This window comes from Pengzhenrongella sp. (assembly GCF_036565025.1).
Classification (GTDB): Bacteria; Actinomycetota; Actinomycetes; order Actinomycetales; family Cellulomonadaceae; genus Pengzhenrongella.
This window is the reverse complement of the sequence record NZ_DATCNW010000297.1, coordinates 1-22265: the sequence shown is the minus strand read 5'-3', so window position 1 is coordinate 22265 and position 22265 is coordinate 1. Positions and strand designations below refer to the sequence as shown.

19 protein-coding genes are annotated in these 22265 nt (G+C 71.9%); 14 read left to right on the top strand and 5 right to left on the bottom strand.

The window, feature by feature from the left end; all coding sequences use genetic code 11:
* The first annotated feature begins 118 nt into the window (after positions 1 to 118).
* The 6 genes from VIM26_RS17105 to VIM26_RS17080 all read left to right on the top strand — a co-directional run bounded on the left by VIM26_RS17105 (position 119) and on the right by VIM26_RS17080 (position 7255).
* Positions 119 to 1567, top strand: a complete 1449-nt coding sequence (locus tag VIM26_RS17105) for a gamma-aminobutyraldehyde dehydrogenase (protein WP_331953347.1) — start codon at positions 119 to 121, stop codon at positions 1565 to 1567.
* A gap of 182 nt (positions 1568 to 1749) precedes the next feature.
* Positions 1750 to 2994 carry a spermidine/putrescine ABC transporter substrate-binding protein gene (locus tag VIM26_RS17100; protein WP_331953345.1) on the top strand — a complete coding sequence of 415 codons (1245 nt, stop codon included), beginning with the start codon at positions 1750 to 1752 and terminating at the stop codon, positions 2992 to 2994.
* Positions 2994 to 4133, top strand: coding sequence for an ABC transporter ATP-binding protein (locus tag VIM26_RS17095; RefSeq protein ID WP_331953343.1), 1140 nt, complete (start codon positions 2994 to 2996; stop codon positions 4131 to 4133). Before VIM26_RS17100 ends, VIM26_RS17095 begins: the two co-directional genes overlap by 1 nt.
* A gap of 31 nt (positions 4134 to 4164) precedes the next feature.
* Complete coding sequence (locus VIM26_RS17090; RefSeq protein ID WP_331953341.1) at positions 4165 to 5100, top strand: ABC transporter permease; 936 nt, start codon at positions 4165 to 4167, stop codon at positions 5098 to 5100.
* Entirely contained in the window at positions 5097 to 5942 is an 846-nt protein-coding gene (locus VIM26_RS17085) for an ABC transporter permease (protein ID WP_331953339.1), read from the top strand. The genes VIM26_RS17090 and VIM26_RS17085 overlap by 4 nt, the downstream gene beginning before the upstream one ends.
* A 23-nt stretch (positions 5943 to 5965) precedes the next feature.
* Positions 5966 to 7255 (top strand): saccharopine dehydrogenase family protein, encoded by a 1290-nt coding sequence (locus VIM26_RS17080; RefSeq protein WP_331953337.1) that lies wholly within the window; start codon positions 5966 to 5968, stop codon positions 7253 to 7255.
* A 21-nt stretch (positions 7256 to 7276) separates the two neighbouring features.
* On the opposite strand, the gene VIM26_RS17075 is transcribed toward VIM26_RS17080, so the two are convergent.
* Complete coding sequence (locus tag VIM26_RS17075; RefSeq protein ID WP_331953335.1) at positions 7277 to 8647, bottom strand: transaminase; 1371 nt, start codon at positions 8645 to 8647, stop codon at positions 7277 to 7279.
* Positions 8648 to 8651: 4 nt separating this feature from the next.
* Complete coding sequence (gabT, locus tag VIM26_RS17070; RefSeq protein ID WP_331953333.1) at positions 8652 to 10028, bottom strand: 4-aminobutyrate--2-oxoglutarate transaminase; 1377 nt, start codon at positions 10026 to 10028, stop codon at positions 8652 to 8654.
* A gap of 135 nt (positions 10029 to 10163) precedes the next feature.
* Between gabT and VIM26_RS17065 the strand changes: the two genes are divergently transcribed.
* The 3 genes from VIM26_RS17065 to VIM26_RS17055 all read left to right on the top strand — a co-directional run bounded on the left by VIM26_RS17065 (position 10164) and on the right by VIM26_RS17055 (position 13610).
* Positions 10164 to 11471: a site-2 protease family protein gene (locus VIM26_RS17065; protein ID WP_331953331.1), complete on the top strand. Its 1308-nt coding sequence runs from the start codon at positions 10164 to 10166 to the stop codon at positions 11469 to 11471.
* A 58-nt stretch (positions 11472 to 11529) separates the two neighbouring features.
* Positions 11530 to 12660 carry a flavodoxin-dependent (E)-4-hydroxy-3-methylbut-2-enyl-diphosphate synthase gene (ispG, locus tag VIM26_RS17060; RefSeq protein WP_331953360.1) on the top strand — a complete coding sequence of 377 codons (1131 nt, stop codon included), beginning with the start codon at positions 11530 to 11532 and terminating at the stop codon, positions 12658 to 12660.
* 62 nt (positions 12661 to 12722) lie between these two features.
* Positions 12723 to 13610 carry a GNAT family N-acetyltransferase gene (locus tag VIM26_RS17055; protein WP_331953329.1) on the top strand — a complete coding sequence of 296 codons (888 nt, stop codon included), beginning with the start codon at positions 12723 to 12725 and terminating at the stop codon, positions 13608 to 13610.
* Positions 13611 to 13742: 132 nt separating this feature from the next.
* Here the strand turns inward: VIM26_RS17055 and VIM26_RS17050 are convergent, their stop codons facing one another.
* The gene (locus VIM26_RS17050) at positions 13743 to 14696 is read right to left on the bottom strand and encodes a type IV toxin-antitoxin system AbiEi family antitoxin domain-containing protein (RefSeq protein ID WP_331953327.1); all 954 of its coding nucleotides are present in this window, start codon (positions 14694 to 14696) and stop codon (positions 13743 to 13745) included.
* A 476-nt stretch (positions 14697 to 15172) separates the two neighbouring features.
* Complete coding sequence (locus VIM26_RS17045; RefSeq protein WP_331953325.1) at positions 15173 to 16111, bottom strand: DNA-formamidopyrimidine glycosylase family protein; 939 nt, start codon at positions 16109 to 16111, stop codon at positions 15173 to 15175.
* 84 nt (positions 16112 to 16195) lie between these two features.
* Between VIM26_RS17045 and VIM26_RS17040 the strand changes: the two genes are divergently transcribed.
* On the top strand, positions 16196 to 18019 hold the full coding sequence (locus tag VIM26_RS17040; RefSeq protein WP_331953323.1) for a proline--tRNA ligase: 1824 nt from the start codon (positions 16196 to 16198) through the stop codon (positions 18017 to 18019).
* A gap of 675 nt (positions 18020 to 18694) precedes the next feature.
* Here the strand turns inward: VIM26_RS17040 and VIM26_RS17035 are convergent.
* Positions 18695 to 19705 carry a ferritin-like domain-containing protein gene (locus tag VIM26_RS17035; protein WP_331953321.1) on the bottom strand — a complete coding sequence of 337 codons (1011 nt, stop codon included), beginning with the start codon at positions 19703 to 19705 and terminating at the stop codon, positions 18695 to 18697.
* A gap of 116 nt (positions 19706 to 19821) precedes the next feature.
* Between VIM26_RS17035 and rimP the strand changes: the two genes are divergently transcribed.
* The 4 genes from rimP to VIM26_RS17015 form a co-directional block, all read left to right on the top strand.
* A complete protein-coding gene (gene rimP, locus VIM26_RS17030; protein ID WP_331953319.1) occupies positions 19822 to 20349 on the top strand; it encodes a ribosome maturation factor RimP in 528 nt (175 codons plus the stop codon).
* 1 nt (position 20350) lies between these two features.
* The gene (nusA, locus tag VIM26_RS17025) at positions 20351 to 21439 is read left to right on the top strand and encodes a transcription termination factor NusA (RefSeq protein WP_331953317.1); all 1089 of its coding nucleotides are present in this window, start codon (positions 20351 to 20353) and stop codon (positions 21437 to 21439) included.
* On the top strand, positions 21436 to 21813 hold the full coding sequence (locus tag VIM26_RS17020; protein WP_331953315.1) for a YlxR family protein: 378 nt from the start codon (positions 21436 to 21438) through the stop codon (positions 21811 to 21813). The genes nusA and VIM26_RS17020 overlap by 4 nt, the downstream gene beginning before the upstream one ends.
* Positions 21814 to 21952: 139 nt before the next feature.
* Positions 21953 to 22265: translation initiation factor IF-2 N-terminal domain-containing protein (locus VIM26_RS17015; protein ID WP_331953313.1), on the top strand; the 313-nt coding region annotated here is incomplete at its 3' end.

The following is a 22265-nucleotide window of genomic DNA, read 5'->3' as shown; positions in this document are numbered from 1 at the left end:
GCCGATAACGGTGTTTCCACCACCCATGACCGTTGATTTCGGGGTGAAACCGGCTAGCCTGCGAAGCGCGGGCGTCCACCGGCGGCGACCCGCGTGCCCGGCTCGAAGGAGACCCGTTGTGACCGCCCCGACCACCGCCAGCACCCCGTTGCAGAACTTCATCAACGGCTCCTACCGGGACGCGGAGTCGGGTCGTACCGCCGAGATCGTGGACCCCAGCACGGGCCTGACCTACGCGGCGGCTCCGGTCTCCGGCACACCTGACGTCGACCGCGCGCTGAGCGTGGCCCGGACCGCGTTCGAGACGTGGCGCGAGACGACCCCGGGGGAGCGCCAGCTCGCGCTGCTGCGCATCGCGGACGCGATCGACGCGCGCGCCGAGGAGTTCGTCGCGGTCGAGTCGCGGAACACCGGCAAGCCGCTCGCGCTGACCGCCTCGGACGAGCTGCCACCGTCGAGCGACCACTTCCGGTTCTTCGCCGGTGCCGCGCGGCTGCTCGAGGGCGCAAGCGCCGGGGAGTACCTCAAGGGGTACACGTCCTTCGTGCGGCGCGAGCCGATCGGGGTGTGCGCCCAGGTCACGCCGTGGAACTACCCGCTCATGATGGCGGTCTGGAAGATCGCGCCGGCCCTCGCGGCGGGCAACACGGTCGTGCTCAAGCCGTCGGACACCACCCCCGCCTCGACCCTGCTGCTCGCCGAGATCGCGGCCGAGTTCCTGCCCGCGGGCGTGTTCAACGTCGTGTGCGGGGACCGGGACACCGGCCGCGCGCTGGTCGAGAGCAAGGTCCCCGACATGGTCTCGATCACCGGGTCGGTCCGGGCCGGCATGGAGGTCGCCGGCAGCGCGGCGCGCGACGTCAAGCGGGTGCACCTCGAGCTCGGCGGCAAGGCGCCGGTGATCGTGTTCGCCGACGCCGACCTGGCCGCCGCCGCGGCGGGCATCGCGGCCGGGGGGTACTACAACGCGGGGCAGGACTGCACCGCGGCGACCCGAGTGCTGGTGCACTCCTCGGTGCACGCCGACTTCGTCGCGGCGCTCGCGGAGCAGGCGAAGAGCCAGCGCACCGGGATGCCCGACGAGGACGGGATCGCCTTCGGCCCGGTGAACAGCGCGAACCAGCTCGCGCGCGTGACGGGCTTCCTCGACCGGCTCCCGGACCACGCCCGCATCCTCGCCGGCGGGCACCGCCAGGGCACCACCGGATTCTTCCACGAGGCGACCGTCGTGGACGGGCTCCGCCAGGACGACGAGGCGATCCAGACCGAGATCTTCGGACCGGTGATCACGGTCCAGACCTTCAGCGCGGAGGCCGAGGTGGTGGCCCTCGCCAACGGTGTCGAGTACGGGCTGGCCAGCTCGGTCTGGACGAGGGACCACGGCACCGCGATGCGGATGTCCCGCGCGCTGGACTTCGGCGTCGTGTGGATCAACACCCACATCCCGTTCGTCTCGGAGATGCCGCACGGCGGGTTCAAGCACTCCGGCTACGGGAAGGACCTGTCCAAGTACAGCCTCGAGGACTACACACGGATCAAGCACGTGATGACGTTCCTGGACGGCTGAGGGCGCCACGACTGCCGAGATCGACCGCCAATGTTGCGCTCGTGCAACGTTTTCGTTGCCATTGATGACACGGACCACGGATTGCTTGTGTTGAGGCGTGATCCGGTGCCAACATCCGAGGAACGGGCCGCGAACGGCGCGGCTCTTATCGTGTGCCCACTTCACAAGACCGGAGCCCAGAGATGACCCGTGCGCAGGACCTTCCCCGCGACCCTTTGATCCGCGCGCTGGTGCAGCTGGCCCGCACGTCGCAGCGCGAAGCGATCTCGCGCCGCACGGTGCTGACGGGCGCGGCCGGGATGGCCGGCATGGCGGCGTTCCTCGCGGCGTGCGGCACGGGTGGCGGCACGACCGGCACGACGAAGCCGTCGGCCAGCGCCGCGAAGGATGTCTCGGCCACCGACAAGAACGTCTTCTTCGCGAACTGGACCCTCTACCTCGACTACGACGACAAGACCCAGAAGTACCCCACCCTCGAGGCGTTCAAGAAGAAGACCGGCATCACCGCGCACTACGCCGAGGACATCGACGGCAACGAGACCTACTTCGGCAAGGTCCAGGGCCAGCTCGCGAACGGCCAGGACATCGGGCAGGACATCGTGGTGTTCACCGACTGGATGGCCGCGCGGATGATCCGCCTGGGCTACACCCAGGAGCTCGACCTGACCAAGATCCCGAACGAGAAGAACCTGCTCGAGCCCCTGAAGAAGGTCGACTTCGACCCGGGTCGCAAGCACTCCCTGACCTGGCAGTCCGGGCTCAGCGGTGTGGCATGGGCCAAGGACAAGGTGCCGGCCGGGATGAAGAGCGTCTCCGACCTGTGGGACCCCAAGTACAAGGGGCGCATCGAGGTGCTCGACGAGTTCCGGGACACCATCGGGCTGATCATGCTCGAGCAGGGCGTCGATCCCGCCTCGAAGTGGGGCGACAACGAGTTCCACGCGGCGCTGGACGTGCTCGACAAGCAGATCAAGTCCGGCCAGATCCGGCAGGTCAAGGGGAACTCCTACAAGGAGGACCTGATCTCGGGAGACGCCTTCGCCGTCATCGGCTGGTCGGGCGACATCACCCAGATCAACTTCGAGAACAACGACCGCTGGACGTTCGCCCTGCCGGATGCCGGCGGCATGCTGTGGAGCGACAACATGCAGGTCCCGATCGGCGCCACGCACAAGGCGAACGCCGAGACGCTGATGAACTACTACTACGACCCGGTGGTCGCCGCCCAGGTCGCCGCGTACGTCAACTACATCTGCCCGGTCCAGGGGGCGAAGGAGGCGATGGCCAAGATCGACCCGAGCCTGGTGGACAACACGCTGATCTTCCCCGACGAGGCGCTGCTGGCGAAGACGCACCCGTTCCGGTCCCTCACCCCCGCCGAGGAGACCAAGTACAACAAGGACTTCCTCACCGTGGTGGGCGCTTGATGGCTGGGGCGGACTCGGGTGCGGACCTCGAGCTCGCCCGGGTGACCAAGGAGTTCGGCTCATTCCTGGCCGTGGACGATCTGACGCTCACGGTTCCGTCCGGGTCGTTCTTCGCGCTGCTCGGCCCGTCCGGCTGCGGCAAGACCACGACCCTGCGGATGGTCGCGGGGCTCGAGCGCCCGACTGCGGGCTCGATCTCGATCGGCGGCACCGACGTCACCGACCGCAAGGCCTACCAGCGGCCGGTGAACACGGTCTTCCAGAGCTACGCGCTGTTCCCGCACCTGACCGTCCTGGAGAACGTCGCCTTCGGCCTGCGGCGCAAGCGGATGCCGGACGCCACGGCGCGCGCCGGGACGGGGCTGGACCTGGTCGAGCTGCGCCACCTGGCGGACCGCAAGCCGTCCCAGCTGTCCGGTGGCCAGCAGCAGCGGGTCGCGCTCGCCCGGGCACTGGTGAACAATCCCGCGGTGCTGCTGCTGGACGAGCCGCTCGGGGCGCTGGACCTCAAGCTGCGCCGCCAGATGCAGGTCGAGCTCAAGCGGATCCAGACCGAGGTCGGGCTGACGTTCGTGCACGTGACGCATGACCAGGAGGAGGCCATGACGATGGCCGACACGGTCGCGGTGATGAACGCCGGCCGGATCGAGCAGATGGGCTCGCCCGCCGAGCTGTACGAGCTGCCGCGGACCGCGTTCGTGGCGAACTTCCTCGGGCAGTCGAACCTGCTGCCGGGCACCGTCAAGGAGGTCCGGGACGGCTGGGTCGGGGTCGACGTCGGCGGTACCCAGGTCACGGTCCCGCAGGCCCGCGCGGTGAGCACCTCGGGCTCGGTCCTGGTGGGCGTGCGGCCCGAGAAGGTCCAGCTGCTCGGTCCCGGCGAGCAGGCGCCGGCCGGCGCGAACGTCGTCGGGCCGGGGACTGTCACGGATGTCTCGTTCACCGGCGTGAGCACGCAGTACCAGATCGAGATCGCCGGCCTGGGCACCCTCGGGGTGTTCGCCCAGAACCTGGCGGGCGGCGCGAGCGTCGCGTTCGGGGACCAGGTGCGCCTGGCCTGGGCGCCGAGCTTCACTTTCGGCCTGGACGGCGCGGACGACGCGTCGAGCGGGGTCGCGGACCTGGACCGCGACGTATGAGCGACACGACGACGCCTGAGCGGAGCCTGCGATGAGCATCGCCGCAGCGCTCGGCACCGAGGCCGCGACCGGCCCGGTCGGCGGCGCACCGCACGCCCGGCCCGCGGTACGCGCCCGCAGCGGCGCGTACCTGCTCCTGCTGCCGGGGCTCGCCTACCTGGTCGTGTTCTTCGTGCTGCCGGTGGTCTCGCTGCTCGCCACGTCGCTGTACGTGCCCGTCCCGGGCGGCGACATCGGGCAGTTCCAGCCGGCGCTGCACTGGCAGAACTACCCCGCGGCGATCTCGCAGTTCTGGCCCGAGCTGCTGCGATCGTTCGTCTTCGCGCTCATTGCGACCGTCGCGTCGCTGCTCATCGGCTACCCGATGGCCTACATGATCGCGGTGCGGGCGCGCGGGCGGGCCCTGCTCCAGGGCCTGCTGCTCGTGCTGCTGATCGCCCCCTTCTTCACCAGCTTCATCCTGCGCACCGTGGCGTGGAAACAGATCCTGGCCGACGACGCGTTCGTGGTGACCGCCATGAAGTGGCTGCACGTGCTCCCGCCGGACGGGCGGCTGACCGCCACCGCGTTCGCGGTCGTCGCGGGGCTCACGTACAACTTCCTGCCGTTCATGGCGCTGCCGATCTACGCGAGCCTGGAACGGCTCGACACGCGCCTGATCGAGGCCAGCGGCGACCTGTACGCGAGCGGCCCGACGACGTTCTGGCGCGTGACCATGCCGCTGTCGATGCCCGGGGTGGTCTCGGGCACCCTGCTGACGTTCATCCCGGCGTCCGGCGACTACGTGAACTCGAGCCTGCTGGGCAACCCCCGGAGCACCGCGATGATCGGGCAGATCGTCGACTCGCGGTTCTTCCGGGTCGTGGACTACCCGACGGCGTCGGTCCTGTCCGTGGTGCTGATGGTGGCGATCCTGATCCTCGTGGCGCTGTACATCCGGCGCGCCGGCACCGAGGACCTCGTATGAGCGCGCCCGCCGTGGCTCTCGCGCCGCCCGCCCGACGGCGGCGGTTGCTCTCGCTGGGCGACTCGATCGTCCCGGTGTTCGCCACGCTCGCGTTCGCCTACCTGCTGGTGCCGATCGCCTACACGGTCGCGTTCTCGTTCAACAACGCGGGCAAGTCGAACCTCGTGTGGCGCGGGTTCACGCTGCACGCCTGGCGGAACCCGTGCGGTGCACCCCAGGTCTGCCAGTCGCTGGTCAACTCGCTCACCGTCGGGACGATCGCGACGGCGGTCTCGACGGTGCTCGGCACGCTGATCGCCCTCGCGCTGGTCCGGTTCAAGTTCCGCGGGCGCGCGGCGGCCAACCTGCTGATCTTCCTGCCCATGTCCACGCCCGAGGTGGTGCTCGGTGCGGCGTTGCTGGCGCAGTTCCTGTCGCTGCGCGTGAACCCGGGGTTCGGCACGGTCGTCGTCGCGCACATCATGTTCTGCATCTCGTTCGTCGTCGTCACGGTCAAGGCGCGCGTCGCGAGCCTCGACCCGGCGCTCGAGGAGGCCGCCGGGGACCTGTACGCCTCGGAGTGGCTCGCGTTCTGGAAGGTCACCTTCCCGCTGCTCATCCCGGGCATCGCGGCCGCGGCCCTGCTCGCGTTCTCGCTCAGCTTCGACGACTTCATCATCACGAACTTCAACTCCGGCAGCTTCACCACGTTCCCGAAGTTCGTCTACGTCTCGGCGACCCGCGGCATCCCGCCGCAGGCGAACGTCATCGGCTCGCTGATGTTCTTCGTCGCCCTCGTCCTGGTGCTCGCGGTGCAGGTCATCGGGGCGGCCCGGCGGCGCAAGGCCGCGTCGCTGACCTGAAGCTCGAACGAGAAGGAGAAACCGTGCGGATCCTGGTGGTCGGCAGCGGCGGGGTGGGCGACGCGGTCGCCCGGATCGCCGCGCGCCGCAAGTTCTTCGAGCGGATGGTCGTCGCGGACTTCGACCCGGAGCGGGCCGCGCGCACGACCCGCGCCGCGAACGCCGGCGACACCACGTACCCACCGGCCCCGCGGTTCGTCGCGGCCCAGGTGGACGCGTCCGACCCCGCCGCGGTCACCGCGCTCGCACGCGAGCACGGCGCGACGCACGTGCTCAACGCCGTGGACCCGCGGTTCGTGATGTCGATCTTCACCGGCGCGCTCGCGGCCGGCGCGGACTACCTCGACCTCGCGATGTCGCTGTCGAGCCCGCACCCCACCCAGCCGCACGAGCGCACCGGCGTCAAGCTCGGCGACGCGCAGTTCGCGGCCGACGACGCGTGGCGCGCCGCGGGCCGACTGGCGCTGCTCGGGATCGGCGTCGAGCCTGGCCTGTCGGACGTGTTCGCGCGGTACGCCGTCGACCACCTGTTCAGCGAGGTGCACGAGCTCGCCGTGCGCGACGGCGCGAACCTCGAGGTCCTCGACGACGACGGCGAGCCGGTCTTCGCCCCGACATTCTCGATCTGGACCACGATCGAGGAGTGCCTCAACCCGCCCGTGATCTGGGAGGCGGAACGAGGCTGGTACACCACCGCGCCGTTCAGCGAGCCGGAGATCTTCGAGTTCCCGGGCGGTATCGGGCCGGTCGAGTGCGTGCACGTCGAGCACGAGGAGGTGCTCCTGATGCCGCGCGTCCTGCCGGCCCGGAAGGTGACCTTCAAGTACGGGCTCGGCGCGGAGTTCATCGGGGTGCTGCGCACGCTGCACACCCTCGGGCTGGACAAGACCTCGCCGGTGCGGGTCCGGTCGGTCGACCCGGCCGCGCCGGGTGCGGTCGCGGTCAGCCCGCGCGACGTCGTGGCCGCGGTGCTGCCCGACCCCGCGACCCTGGGGGCGCGGATGCGCGGGGTGACCTGCGCGGGGGTCCTAGTGACCGGGCTCGGCACCGATGGCCGGCCGCGGGAGGTCTACCTGCACCACCTGGTGGACAACGCGTGGTCGATGGCCGAGTACGGCGCGCAGTGCGTGGTCTGGCAGACGGCGGTCAACCCCGTCATCGCCCTCGAGCTGCTCGCGGGCGAGGTCTGGTCCGGGGTGGGCGTGCAGGGGCCCGAGGCGTTCGACGCCGTGCCGTTCCTGGAGCTGCTCGGGGCGCCCGAGCCGGCCGGGTACGGGTCGCCGTGGGCTCTGCAGGAGCGCACCCCGCTGTAGCGCTCCGGCCCAGCGGTCTCGCTAGTCGACGATCCGCGCGGTGGCCGCGGCGAAGGCGGCGGTGTGGGCGTCCACGTCGGCCGCGGTGGTCGCCGGGCTCATCAGGGCCATGTTGTGGAACGGCGTGAGCAGCACGCCCCGGTTGAGGGCCTGCAGGTGCAGGTACTGCTGGAGCGGGAAGTCGTCCGCGGCGGCGGCCTGCGCCCCGTGCCGCGGCGCGGTCGGGGCGAACGCGTACTCCGCGCGCGCGCCGAGCTGGGTGACGTGCCACGGCAGGCCGACGTCGGCCAGCACGCCCCGCACGCCGGCGGTCCAGCGGGCCGCGAGGGAGATCATGGGCACGAACGCGTCGTCGGTCAGCACCTCGGTGAGCGTCGCGCGCACGGCGGCCAGCGAGAGCGCGTTGCCGGCCAGGGTGCCGCCGATCCCGCCGATGTCGATGTCCTCCAGCTGCACGCTCGCCGTGATCCGGGCGGCCAGCTCGCCGGTGACGCCGAACGCGGCCGCGGGGATGCCGCCGCCGATCGTCTTGCCCACGACGACGGCGTCCGGCTCGAGGTCCCAGGCGCGCACCGCCCCGCCGGGACCGACGCACAGCGTGTGCGTCTCGTCGAGGATCAGCACCGTGCCGGCGGCGCGGGTGAGGTCGCGCAGCGCGGCGTGGAAGCCGGCCTCGGGCGCCACGATGCCGATGTTGGTCATCGCCGGCTCGGCCAGCACGGCGGCCACGTCGCCGCCTCCCAGGGCCGCGGCGAGCGCGGGGACGTCGTTGAACGGAACGACGACGGTGGTCTCCCCGGGCGGGACCGGCGCGCCGATGTTGCCGCGCCGGGCCACGACGGCGCCGTCGTCGTCCAGGGTCGCGAACGTCTCGTCGACGCTGCCGTGGTAGCAGTAGTCGAAGACGAGCACCTTGGGGCGGCCCGTGACGTGTCGGGCGTACCGGATGAGGTGCCGGTTCGCGTCCGTGGCGGACAAGGTGAACTGCCACTGCGTGACCGGCGTCGGCCCACGCCCGAACCGGCGCGTCAGCTCGGCCGCGACGGCGGCGCCGTCGGCCGTCGGCAGCATCGCGGTCATCCCGCGGCCGGCCTGGCGGCGGACGGCGGCGACCGTGGCGGCGGGGGAGTGCCCGCACATCGCGCCGGTGTCGCCGAGGCACAGGTCGACGTGCTCGAGGCCGTCGGCGCAGGTGAAATGCGCGCCGCCGGCCTCCTCGACGTGGACCGGGAAGGCGCCGGGCCATTTCGCCATCCAGGACATCGGGACGCCGAGCGGCATGTGCGCCCGGCCGCGGGCGGCCAGGTCCGCGCAGCGGGGGTGTGCGCCGATGAACCGGACCTGCTCCTGCGTGACGGCCTCCGCGAGGGCGCCGCGGTCGACGCTCGCCACGGCCCTACCCCTGCCCGCCGACGACGGCCCCGGTGACGACCGACTCCAGGACGTCGAGCGCGTCGTCGAGCAGGCCGGCCGTGATGACGAGCGGCGGCAGGAAGCGCAGCACGTTGCCGAACGTGCCGCAGGTGAGCACGATGACCCCGCGCTGGGCGCACTCGCGCGCGATCCGGGCCGTCTCGGCGGCGTCGGGCTCGAGGGTGCCCGGGCGTACCAGCTCGATGGCGAGCATCGCGCCGCGCCCGCGGACCTCCGCGATCGCGGGGGTGCGTGCCGCCAGGGCCCGCAGCCGCGGCACCATGCGCGCCTCGATCGCGCGTGCGGCGCCCGCGAGGTCCGCGCTCTCGTACAGCTCGATGGCGGCGAGCGCCGCGGCGCACGCCACCGGGCTGCCGCCGAACGTGCCGCCGAGGCCGCCGCCGTGTACCGCGTTCATGAGCTCGGCGCGTCCGGTGACCGCCGCGAGCGGCAGCCCGCCCGCGATGCCCTTGGCCATGGTCACCAGGTCCGGCACGACGCCCTCGTGCTCGCACGCGAACATGGTTCCGGTCCGGGCGAAGCCGGTCTGGACCTCGTCGGCCACGAACACGATCCCGTTGGCTCGCGCCCACGCGGCGAGCGCCGGCAGGAAGCCTGGCGCGGGCACCACGAAGCCGCCCTCGCCCAGGATCGGCTCGATCACCAGGGCCGCGACCTGGTCCGCGCCGACCTGCTTCTCGATCACCGCGATCGCCCGCGCGGCGGCGTCGGGCCCGCTGATCGCTGCGGGCTCGCGCAGCGGGTAGGAGACGGGGGCGCGGTAGACCTCGCCCGCGAACGGCCCGAAGCCGGTCTTGTACGGCATGGCCTTGGCCGTCATCGCCATCGTCAGATTCGTGCGGCCGTGGTAGGCGTGCTCGAAGACGACGACCGCGTCGCGGCCGGTCGCGCGGCGCGCGATCTTGACCGCGTTCTCGACCGCCTCGGCGCCGGAGTTCACGAGCATCGAGCGCTTGTCGTGGTCGCCGGGCGTGAGCCGGGCGAGGGCCTCGCAGACCGCGACGTACTCCTCGTACGGCGTGATCATGAAGCAGGTGTGCGTGAAGTCCGCGGCCTGGCCGGCGACGGCCGCGACGACCGCGGGCGCCGCGTTCCCGACCGAGGTGACCGCGATGCCCGAGCCGAGGTCGATGAACGTGTTGCCGTCGACGTCCTCGAGCACGCCGCCACCGGCGCGCGCGACGTAGACCGGCAGCGTGCTCGTGACGCCGCCGGCCACCGTGGCGGCCCGCCGGGCCGCCAGCTCGAGCGATCTCGGTCCCGGGACGGCGGTGACGAGCCGGCGGACCTGGGCCAGGTCCGGGGCCGCGAGCGGGCGGGTGTCGGAGTCGGAGGTCATCCTCCGACAATGCCACCACCGGGGAGGTTCGGGAGGGATGAGCAGTGGAGGCTTTCAGCCAACTTTCAGCGTTCCGGGGGATGATGGTCGCCCTCGCACAGCGCGGTCTTCTCTGCGCGCACGGATCGGAGACGGATGAACTACCTGGTGGGCGTGCTGGTGTTGTTCGTTGGGCTGCTCGCGTCCATTGCGCTGCACGAGGTCGGGCACATGCTGCCTGCCAAACGGTTCGGCGTGCGGGTCAGCCAGTACATGGTGGGCTTCGGCCCGACCCTGTGGTCACGCATCCGCGGCGAGACCGAGTACGGCGTCAAGGCGATCCCGCTCGGCGGGTACGTGCGCCTCGTTGGGATGTACCCGCCGCCGGACGCGGTCGGGAACCCGCCCGTGAAGGGCTGGCTCGGCCGGGTCGCGCAGGAGGCGCGCGTCGCCAGCCACGAGGAGATCCACCCGGGCGAGGACCACCGGGCGTTCTATCGCCTGTCCACCCCCAAGAAGCTGATCGTCATGCTCGGCGGGCCGGTGATGAACCTGGTGATCGCCGCCGTGCTGCTCACCGTCATGCTGGTCGGGATCGGTCAGCCGACCGCGACGTCGACGGTGGCGTCCGTGACGGGCTGCGTGCCCGCGGCCGGTGCCACGAAGTGCGCGGCCGGTGATCCGCAATCGCCGGCGGCCGTCGCCGGGCTCGTCGCGGGCGACGTCGTGACGAAGTTCGACGGTGTCGCGATCTCCTCGTGGTCCCAGCTCTCCGACCTGATCCGGGCCACCGGCGGCGGTGCGGTGCCGATCGTCGTCACACGGGACGGCGTCGAGCGCTCGCTCACGGTGACTCCGGTGCGCGTGCCGCGGCCGGTTGTCGACGCAGCGGGCAAAGCGGTGCTGGGTAAGGACGGCAGGGCGCTCACCAAGCCGGGGGGATTCCTCGGCATCGGTCCGAAGATCGTTCTGGAGGGCCAGCCGTGGTCCACCGTGCCGCAGTCCCTCGGTTCCGCTCTGGTCGGCACGGTAAAGATCGTGGCCACGCTGCCCGCCCGCGTCGGCGACGTAGCGCGATCCGTGTTTGGGTCCGCGCCGCGCGCTCAGGACTCAGTGATCGGTATCGTCGGCATGGGGCGGATCGCGGGCGACATCACGGCCGGCGGCGGCGGCGACTTCGGGCTCACCGGCGTGGTCCAGGGAATGCTCAGCCTGCTGTTCTCCCTCAATCTCAGCCTGTTCGCCCTCAACTTGATCCCCTTGGTGCCGCTCGACGGCGGCCATGTCGCGAGCGCCCTGTGGGAGGGCGTGCGCCGACAGGCCGCGCGGCTGCGCGGGCTGCCCCGACCGCGCCCGGTCGACGTCGCCCGCATGATGCCGCTGGCCTACGGCATGTTCGTGCTGCTCGCCGGCGTCGGCTTGCTGCTCATCTACGCGGACATCGTGCGTCCGGTCACCCTGTGAGCACCTGTCCGCCGGAGAGAGGGATACTTCCATCGTGAGTACAGCGATCAATCTCGGTATGCCGGAGGCGCCAGCCCCGGTCCTGGCCCCCCGTCGACCCACCCGCAAGATCAAGGTCGGCAAGGTCGACGTCGGGGGTGACGCCCCGGTCAGCGTGCAGTCGATGTGCACCACGCAGACCACCGACATCGACTCGACGCTGCAGCAGATCGCCGAGCTGACAGCGGCGGGCTGCGACATCGTGCGCGTCGCCGTGCCGACCCAGGACGACGCCGACGCGCTGGCGACCATCGCGCGCAAGTCGCAGCTGCCGGTGATCGCCGACATCCACTTCCAGCCCAAGTACGTCTTCACCGCGATCGACGCGGGCTGCGCGGCCGTCCGGGTCAACCCCGGCAACATCCGCAAGTTCGACGACCAGGTCAAGCAGATCGCGCGCGCCGCGACCGACGCCGGGGTCTCGATCCGGATCGGCGTCAACGCAGGCTCGCTGGATCCGCGCCTGCTCGCGAAGTACGGCAAGGCCACGCCCGAGGCGCTGGTCGAGTCCGCGGTGTGGGAGGCGTCGCTCTTCGAGGAGCACGGCTTCCGCGACTTCAAGATCTCCGTCAAGCACAACGACCCGGTCATCATGGTGCGCGCCTACGAGCTGCTCTCCGAGCGTGGCGACTGGCCGCTGCACCTCGGGGTCACCGAGGCCGGCCCGGCGTTCCAGGGCACGATCAAGTCCGCGACCGCCTTCGGTGCGCTGCTCAGCAAGGGCATCGGCGACACCATCCGGGTCTCCCTGTCGGCCCCGCCGGTCGAAGAGGTCAAGGTCGGGATACAGATCCTGCAGTCGCTCAACCTGCGTCCCCGCAAGCTCGAGATCGTCTCCTGCCCGTCCTGCGGGCGGGCCCAGGTCGACGTCTACTCGCTCGCCGAGCGGGTCGCGGCCGGGCTTGAGGGGCTCGACGTCCCGCTACGCGTCGCTGTCATGGGCTGCGTCGTGAACGGCCCGGGCGAGGCTCGCGAGGCGGACCTCGGCGTCGCGTCCGGCAACGGCAAGGGACAGATCTTCGTCCGCGGCCAGGTCATCAAGACCGTGCCCGAGGCGATGATCGTGGAGACTCTGATCGAGGAGGCGATGCGGATCGCCGAGTCGATGGAGCCGGTCGAGTCCGCGCCCCCGGTCGTCACCGTTTCCTGACCCGGGATACCCGATCGGCTCGTATGCACACAACTCCCAGGTCCGGGGGCCATAATTCACCCATGGCACGATGGCGTGGGTCCACCCTCAGCGTGACCGCCACCGGCGCGCGCGTGCTGGATGACGACGACCTCGGGGCCGCCGCGGCGCTGTGCGCAACGGTGCCGGTCGAGTCCGTGCTCGCCGCGAACCGGATCGAGGCGGTCGTTCGCTCCGGGCTGCGCTCCTCCGGCGGCCAGCTCTGGGGTTTCGAGCAGGGCGGTGAGCTGCTCGCCGTGTGCTGGGCGGGCGCGAACCTCGTCCCCGTCGTCCCGGCCGGCGCGAAGGGTGCGTTGAACGCCTTCGCGGTGCTCGCCAGGGCTCAGGGGCGCCAGTGCTCCTCGATCGTCGGGGAGGCGGACGCCGCCCTCGGCCTGTGGGCGCGCCTGTCCGACGTGTGGTCGCGCCCCCGCGAGATCCGTGCGAACCAGCCGTCGCTGGTCATCGATCACGCACCGCTGGTCGAGCCCGACCCGCTCGTGCGCCGCTCGCGCACCTCGGAGTACGAGCTCGTGCTGCCCGCGTGCGTCGCCATGTTCGCGGAGGAGGTCGGCTACTCCCCGGCGTCGGGTCCCAACGGGCCGTACGAGACCAGGGTCCGGTCGCTCATCGCCGAGGACCGCTCGTTCATCCGGCTGGTGCGCGGGGCGCGCGGCCCCGAGGTGGCCTTCAAGGCCGAGCTCGGCGCGGTCGCCGTCGGCGTCGCGCAGGTCCAGGGCGTCTGGGTCGCACCCCAGCACCGCGGCCAGGGCCTCTCCGAGACCGGCATGGCCGCCGTGGTGGAGGCGACCCGCAACGAGGTGGCCGACACCGTCTCCCTCTACGTCAACGACTACAACACCAAAGCCCTAGCGGCCTACCGCCGAGTTGGCTTCCGCCAAGTAGGCACCTACGCCACAGTCCTCTTCTAACCCCCACCCGTCGTCCCTGTTCCGCCCGCTCCGGTCCCTGCGCCGCAAACTGCGCACATCCGTGCCGGCTGCGCACATCCGATGTGCGCACTTGTCGCGGATGTGCGCAGTTCTTGGCCCGAAATCGGATCTTCACCTCGCAAGTGCTGCTTTTAGGCGGTTTGCCAGGGAGTGCGGGTGCTGGAGGTCGGGGGTGGTCCAGCGCACGATCGACAGGCCAATGCCGCGCAGGCGGTCCTCCCGTACCTTCTCGGACCACAGGACATCCTCGGGAGCGCGTCCCGTCGGGTTCGCGCGGCCGTACTTGACCCGGCCGTCGAACTCGCCCACCGTCTGCTGGTCGGGCCACCAGAAGTCCGAACGCCCAATCAAGCCTGAACTGTCGAAGAACTCTTGTTGACGTTCGGGCCGGATGATCCCGAGACGGTCGAGCACCACGGCTGACCAGGACTCGCCCGGACTCTCCGACGCGCCGTCAGCCAGTTCGACGCACCGACGCGCGCGCTCGATCCCGCGACATCCCTTCAGCGTGTCGACGACGGCGCGCAACTCGTCCGTGCTCGTGAGGCCCCGCCGCAGGGCGGCGTCGGCAGCGACGACCCCTGCCTCGAGGGTCATCAATCGCGCCGTGTCCAGCGCCGCACGGGCCGCGCGAACGGTGGCGGTTCCGGCGACAGTGGCGAGCTGATCGGCGGGCACCTCGCCGACGGGGATTCCGAGCCCCCGAGCCGATCGCCCACCGGGATACGCCCTGGCGACGTGGACGAGCCGCGGCGGCGCGCCGAGCAGCGGCAACCCGTGCAGGACGACGGCGGCCGGGCCGGCGATCACGGGAGGATCGGAAACATGTCGGCGGGTGTCGGCGAAGGCCAAGACGGTCGCGAGGTATCGGGCATCGGAGTACACCGGGCCGCTCGGGAGCCGATACGCACCACGAAAGATCCGCTCGAGCTCGCCCCGCCGACGCAGCGTCCGGATATCACCGTCGCTGAGTGCGGCGGCAGCCAGGTCTTCGTGCAGGACGGTCGCTCCTGCCTCGACGCCGAGCGTCTGCGCCAGACCGGGGACGGTGTTCTCGGATGCCATCGCGTGATCGTGCCGCCCCTGGCCCGTGCCGGCATCTCCCGCCCTCGCGACCTGTGCACGCGAGCGCGACCGTCATGTCTGTGGTCGGTTGCGCGCCCGTCTGCCGTGCGCCCGAGGTTCGCTCGGTCGACCACCCGGCGCAATCGCCGCAGACTGCGCACATCGGTGCGGCCTGCGCACATCGGATGTGCGCAGTCTGCATGGATGTGCGCAGTCTGCGGTCTGAGCGCCGAGCGCTCACCGCCGCCGGGCCGCCGGCCGGACCGCCGGCCGGGCCGCCGGCCGGGCCGCCGGCCCCGTCGTCGTCGGACGGAAACGTACAGGCTGCGCACATCGGTGCTCACTGCGCACATCGGATGTGCGCAAGATGCACCGATGTGCGCAGTCTGCGGCGCGGGACGGCGGGCGCCCGGTGGGGACGACGGAAGGCGGGGACTGGGCGGGGACCGGGCGGAACGGGGGTGAGCGGGGCGGGGTCAGCGCAGGAGGCGGCTTAGGCGGCGGTCTGCTAGGGGGTGGCCGCCCGTTTGGCAGGTGGGGCAGTACTGGAGGGAGCTGTCGGCGAAGCTGACCTCGTGGACGGTGTCGCCGCAGGGGACGCCGTTCCAGCCGGGGCAGAGCGCCCCGGTGCGGGCGTGCACGCGCATCCCGCGCCGCTTGGCGTCCTTGAGCTCGGCGGCCGGCTTGCCCGACGACGCGGCGACGGCCTCGGCGAGCACGTCGAGGATCGCGGTGTGCAGGGCGGCGGTGCGCGGCGCGTCGAACGAGCGGGTCAGCGCGAACGGGCTCATCCGGGCCGCGTGCAGGATCTCGTCGGAGTAGGCGTTCCCGATCCCGGCGATCACCGACTGGTCGCGCAGCAGGCCCTTGACCTGTTGGTTGTGGGCGTGCAGCAGCTCGGCGAGCCGCTGCACGGTGAACTCCGGGCCGAGCGGCTCGACGCCGAGGGTCGCGATCGCCCGGACCTCGCCGGGGTCCATGACCACGTGCACGGCCAGCCGCTTGCGGGTCCCGGCCTCGGTGAGGTCGAAGCCCGCGCCGTCGTCGAGCCGCACCCGCAGGGCGAGCGGGGAGGTGCTCGGGCGCACCGGCGTCGTCGGCACCCTGTCGTACCAGCGCAGCCAGCCCGCCCGGGCGAGGTGGAAGACCAGGTGCGGCCCGGCGTCGTCGGGCGGGCGAGCGGCCCCCGGCGGCGTCTCGACGGCCCCGGCGGGCCCCACCGGACCGGTACCCAGGTCGAGCCACTTTCCGTGCCGCGCGACCCCCGTCAGCGGGCGCCCGAGCAGGTCGCCGGGAGCCGGCGAGAAGGTCTTCAGCGCACTGATCGCGCCGACGTCGGCGGTCGCCACGACACGCCCGACCGCACGCTCGCGCAGGAAGCGCGCGAGCGCCTCGACCTCCGGCAGTTCGGGCACCCGCCCATCGTGGCGCACCGGGGCGAACTCCGCGGCGAAAGGGTGCGGCGAAACCGGGTCTGCGCCGCCAGTAGGCTGGCGCCCATGCTCTTGCGGATGTCTACCCTCTTTGTGCGCACTCTCCGGGAAGATCCGGCCGATGCCGAGGTGGCTAGCCATCGACTATTAGTGCGCGCGGGCTACATCCGCCGGTCTGCGCCCGGCATCTACACCTGGCTCCCGCTGGGGCTGCGCGTGCTGCGCAAGGTCGAGGCAGTCGTGCGCGAGGAGATGGACGCCGCGGGCACGCAGGAGGTCCATTTCCCGGCGCTGCTGCCCAAGAAGCCGTACGAGGTGACCGGTCGCTGGACCGAGTACGGGCCGAACATCTTCCGCCTCAAGGACCGCAAGGGCGACGACTACCTGCTCGCGCCGACCCACGAAGAGGCGTTCACGCTTCTCGTGAAGGACCTGTACTCCTCCTACAAGGACCTGCCGCTCTCGCTGTACCAGATCCAGACCAAGTACCGCGACGAGGTGCGCCCCCGCGCCGGCCTGATCCGCGGCCGCGAGTTCATCATGAAGGACGCCTACTCCTTCGACGTCGACGACGAAGGCCTCGAGGCCTCCTACGAGAAGCAGCGCAACGCATACCGCCGGATCTTCACCCGGCTCGGGCTCGACTTCGTGATCGTCGCGGCCACCTCCGGCGCCATGGGCGGTTCGCGCAGCGAGGAGTTCCTCACCCCGACCGCGATCGGCGAGGACACCTACGTGCGCTCGGCCGGCGGCTACACGGCCAACGTCGAGGCCGTCACGACGACGACGCCGCCCCCCGTCGCGTTCGACGACGCCCCCGCGGCGCACGTCGAGGACACCCCGGACACCCCGACGATCGACACGCTCGTCGAGGCCGCGAACAAGCGGTTCCCGCGCGACGACCGGCCGTGGACCGCCGGGGACACGCTCAAGAACGTCGTGCTCGCGCTCGTCCAGCCGACCGGGAAGCGCGAGCTGCTCGTCGTCGGGCTGCCGGGGGACCGCGAGGTCGACCTGCGCCGGCTCGAGGCGTCGGTGACCCCGGCGGCAGTCGAGGCCGCGAGCGAGGCGGACCTCGCTAAGCGCCCCGAGCTGGTCCGCGGCTACATCGGACCCGCGGCGCTCGGGGAGAACGCCCCGACCGGCGCCGACGGCGTCTCGCTCGGCGTGCGGTACCTGCTCGACCCGCGCATCTCCATCGGCACCCGCTGGATCACCGGCGCGAACGCTCCCGGCAAGCACGTGTTCGACCTGGTCGCCGGGCGGGACTTCGTCGCCGCGGGCCAGGACGGCGCCGCCAACACGGTCGAGGCCGCGAACGTCCGGGCCGGCGACGAGGCCCCCGACGGGTCCGGGCCGCTCGAGCTCGCGCGCGGGATCGAGATCGGTCACATCTTCGCGCTGGGCCGCAAGTACGCCAAGGCCCTCGGCCTGAGCGTGCTGGACCGCAACGGCAAGGCCACCACGGTGACCATGGGCTCCTACGGCATCGGCGTCTCGCGCGTGCTGGCCGCGCTCGCCGAGGCGCACCACGACACCGCCGGGCTCGCCTGGCCGGCCCAGATCGCCCCGGCGCACGTGCACGTCGTCGCCACTGGCAAGGACCCGGCCGTGTTCGAGGCCGCGCAGTCGCTCGCGTGCACGCTGTCGGGTCGCGGCATCGAGGTGCTCTACGACGACCGGTTCAAGGTCTCGCCCGGCGTGAAGTTCGCCGATGCCGAGCTGCTCGGGGTGCCGCTCGTCGTCGTCGTCGGCCGGGGCCTGGCCGAGGGCGTCGTCGAGGTCCGGCCGCGGCGTGCGAGCGAGGACGGACCGGGCGCCGAGCAGGTGCCGGTCGCGGAGGCGCCCGACCGGGTCGCCGAGCTCGTGGACGCCCTGCTCTCGAACTAAACGCCGCCCCCGGAGCTGTCAGGCGCAGCGCGCGGGGACCGCGCTGCGCTGACACTGGTTTTCCGGCGAGAGTTGTCTGACACGTCGGTCCAGCGAGCTCGCGGGCAGTTCGGAGGCGTTGCGAGGCGGGTCTTGGACGTGGGTCGCGCCCGAGGGGGTGCTGTGCCGGATTCCCGCCGAAACCTGCTCAGTGCAACTCTCTGTGCAGCCAACGCGCGCCAGGGGTGCACCTTCGATGCACCGAGGGCTGCACTGAGACTCGCTGAGTCCCAGTCTGCGGCGACGCGCGCGACGCTGGCCCCGGTCGGCCGCCGCGTTCGCCGTTTCCAGTCGAGTTCGTCGATCGAACGACGAACTCGGGGACGGACCGGCGAACTCGAGCTCTGCGCGGGCCGGTGACTGCTCGCCGTCGGCGGCGCGGGATGTCCGCGGGGCGCACCGGGCTGGGGGTAGGGCTGGGGGTATCGAAGTTGCACCCAGTGGTGCACGTTCGATACACCCAGCCCTACACTCACGGGCTCGAGCGCTCCTATCCCAGCCCGATGCCCGAGGCCCGCAGCACCGCCTCCGAGTCAGGCGTTGCGAGGGCTATACCGCGCGCAACGTCTGACGAGTTCCGCTGGTGGGAGTTGTCGGACGCAGCACGTCCTGGTGACCGCGCAACGTCTGACACGGTCAGCGGGCGGCGCGCTCGGGGAGGCCGGGGAACACCGGTACGGGCGCGCCCCAGTCGATCGCCTCGGCGGACATCGCGACCAGCGAGCTGATCAGCTCCGCGCGGGAGCCCGGTTCGGCGTCGGCCACGAGTGCGGCGTACGAGACCGCGAGCGCCTGCGCCATCGACTTCGCGAGTGCCTTCGCCGCGGCGGGGTCGTCGAGGCCCTTCGGGAGCGCGTAGGCCGCCCGGCGCGGGTCGCGGTGGGTCTCGGCGATGGTCCCGAGCCTCGCCCACGCCTCCGCGCGGGTCCGGTGCTCACCGGCGCGGTCCAGCGCGCTGGTCCGTTCGGGTCCGGACAGCTTGGCGGCGATCACCTCGTACCCGTAGCCGGCCTCGTCCTCGCCGGCGACCAGGGCGCTGAGCGCGCTCGGCTCGACCCCGGCCGGCAGCGCGTCGGGCATCGTGGCGTGGGACAGGCTCGGCGGCACCAGCTTGTCCGCGGCCGCGAGCTGCCGGGCCTGCAGGAGCCGCGCGGCGGACACCGACGCGAGCAGCCGCGCGAGCCCGCCGTCGGGCACCGTCTCGGCGTCCTCGCGCGCGTGGGTGGCGCCGAGCACGAGCCGGGCGACGACCACGACGCCCGACGCCGGTGCAGCGGACGCGGTCGACGTCGGCGCGGCGCTCGGACCGGTCGACGGCGTCGGCGACCCGGTGGGGCTCGGTGTGCCCGCGACGTACGGGCCGCCCAGCTGGTCGACGTGCGCGTGGGCCGCCGCGACGATCGTCGCGCGGATCTTGTTCACCGGCTTGCCCGGGTCCGCGCCGGGTGTGGCGGCCGCCGCCTCGAGGTCGACGGAGTCCGTCACCGCACGCTCGCGGGCCACCTCGTTGGCGTCCACAGTGCGCGGCGAGGGCGGCGGGGTTTCCATGCGGAGCCCACATCCCGTGAGCAGCCCGACGAGCGCGAGGACCACCGCGACGGCGGCCAGATGGGGTCGGCGTCGCGCGGGACGGGAGGGTGAGGTCATCGCGGGTGATCCTGCCATGCCGACCGGGCCCGCAGGACTCGGTAGGCTGGTAGTCGCACAACATCACAGGGTCGAATCCAGCCGGGTCGCCCGCTGGAGACGACGGGAGACGCAGCATGGCGCCAGCAACGAGCACGCAACGGGTTCGCACGGTGGTCGAACCGGTCGTCACCGCAGCGGGCCTGGTCCTCGAGGACCTCGAGGTGAGCCCCGCCGGGCGCCGCACGGTGGTGCGCCTGACGATCGACCTGGGCGACGACGCCGTCGGCGGCCTCGACCTCGACACGCTCGCCGTCGTGGCGCGCGGCGTCGGCGATGCGCTCGACGAGGCCTCTCCGGTCCCGGGGGAGTACACCCTCGAGGTCGGCACCCCCGGCACGGACCGGCCGCTGACCGAGCTGCGCCACTTCAAGCGGGCCCGGACCCGGCTCGTGCGCCTCGTGCGCCGCGACGGTTCGCCCGCCTTCGGCCGCCTCACGGCGGTCATCGACGACACCCTGACCCTGAGTCCCGTCCTCCCGGCCACCGGCCGGGACGTGGCGGGCGAACCCACCTACATCGCGCTCGCGGACATCGCGAGCGCTTCAGTCGAGGTCGAGCTCTCCCGGGCGCAGGCCGGCGACGACGCCGACGGAGAGAGCTGACATGGATATCGACATGACGACGCTGCGCTTGCTGGAGCGTGAGCGCGACATCAGCCTGGATGTGCTGGTCTCGGCAATCGAGCAGGCACTGGTCTCCGCGTACCACCGCACGCCCGGCGCCCGGGCCAAGGCCCGCGCGGTCGTGGACCGCAAGAGCGGCCACGTCACGGTGTGGGTCACCGACGACGTGGTGATCGGGGAGGACGGGATCGCGAGCGATCCCGGACCGGAGTACGACGACACCCCCGAGGGCTTCGGCCGGATCGCGACGGCGACGGCGCGCCAGGTCATCGTCCAGCGGCTGCGCGACGCCGAGGACGACCAGGTGCTCGGCAACTTCCGGGGCAAGGAGGGCGAGGTGCTCGCGGGCGTCATCCAGCAGGGCCGCGACCCGCGCGTGGTGCTGGTCGACGTCGGCGGCACGGAGGCCGTGCTGCCCGCGCACGAGCAGGTCCCGACCGAGAAGTACGTGCACGGCGAGCGCATCCGCGGCTACGTGCTCGACGTCGGCCGGGGCGCCCGCGGCCCCGCCATCACGCTCTCGCGCACCCACCCGAACCTCGTCCGGAAGCTCTTCGAGCTCGAGGTCCCCGAGATTGCGGACGGCACCGTCGAGATCATCGCGATCGCCCGCGAGGCCGGGCACCGCAGCAAGATGGCGGTGCGCACGAAGGTCCCGGGGCTGAACGCCAAGGGTGCCTGCATCGGCCCGTTGGGTTCGCGTGTGCGGGCCGTGATGGCCGAGCTGCACGGCGAGAAGATCGACATCGTCGACCACAGCGACGACCCGGCCGAGATGGTCGCGCACGCGCTGTCGCCCGCCCGGGTGCTCTCGGTGACGATCGTCGACCCGGTCGCCCGGGCCGCGCGCGTCATCGTGCCCGACTTCCAGCTGTCGCTCGCGATCGGCAAGGAGGGGCAGAACGCCCGCCTGGCCGCCAAGCTCACCGGCTGGCGGATCGACATCCGGTCCGACGCCGCCGTCGCCGAGGAGGGCGAGGGCGCGCCGTCCGGCACGCGGTCGGCCGGTGACGCCAAGGAGCGCGCGGCCCAGCGCGGCGGGGAGGGCTCGCCCGGTAACGCTCGGTGAGCGAGAGCGGTAGACTTGCCGCGGCTGGGCGCGATGCCCGGCTCTCCTCCGCGAGCACTCCGGGGCCGATCACAGGCCCCGTTCGCACGTGTGTGGGGTGCCGGTCCCACGGGTCCAGGTCCGACTTGCTGCGCGTGGTGGCGACCGACGTCGGTGCGGGAGAGGTTTCCGCGCTGGTGGTCGACACCGGGCGCCGTCTGCCGGGCAGGGGAGCGTGGCTGCACCCCGATCTTCGGTGCCTCGAACTCGCCGAACGCCGTCGGGCGTTCCCCCGGGCCCTGCGTCTCGCAGGACCGGCGGACGCCTCAGCGGTGCTCGCGCATCTCGCGGCGTTGGGGGAACCAGCCGATGCCGGCCCCGTTGCCGGCAGCTGAACGAACGACCGATTCATCCGACATGGAAGCGGGTTGGAAGCCGATGGCTGCCCGATGAGCACCCACCAGTGAGTACGCAGTGAGTACCCAGTACTAACGACGGTCTGACCCTGTCCGGGCGGGCCGAGACAGGAGAGTTGTGGCCAAGGTCCGCGTATACGAGCTCGCAAAAGAGCTCGGTGTGGAAAGCAAGACGATCATGAACAAGCTGGGCGAGCTCGGAGAGTTCGTCCGCTCGGCATCCTCGACAATTGAGCCGCCGGTCGTGCGCAAGCTGCGCGACCTGTACCCGGCCGGTTCGGGCGATGGCGTGGCTGCCAAGGCAGCCCCCAAGCCCGGCGCGGCCCGGCCCGGCCCGGCGCCCAGCGCGCCCGTGGCTCCGGCGCCCGTCGCCGCTGCCCCGGTGGCACCGGCCGCACCGGCGCCCGCACCGCAGGCTCCCGCGCCGGCAG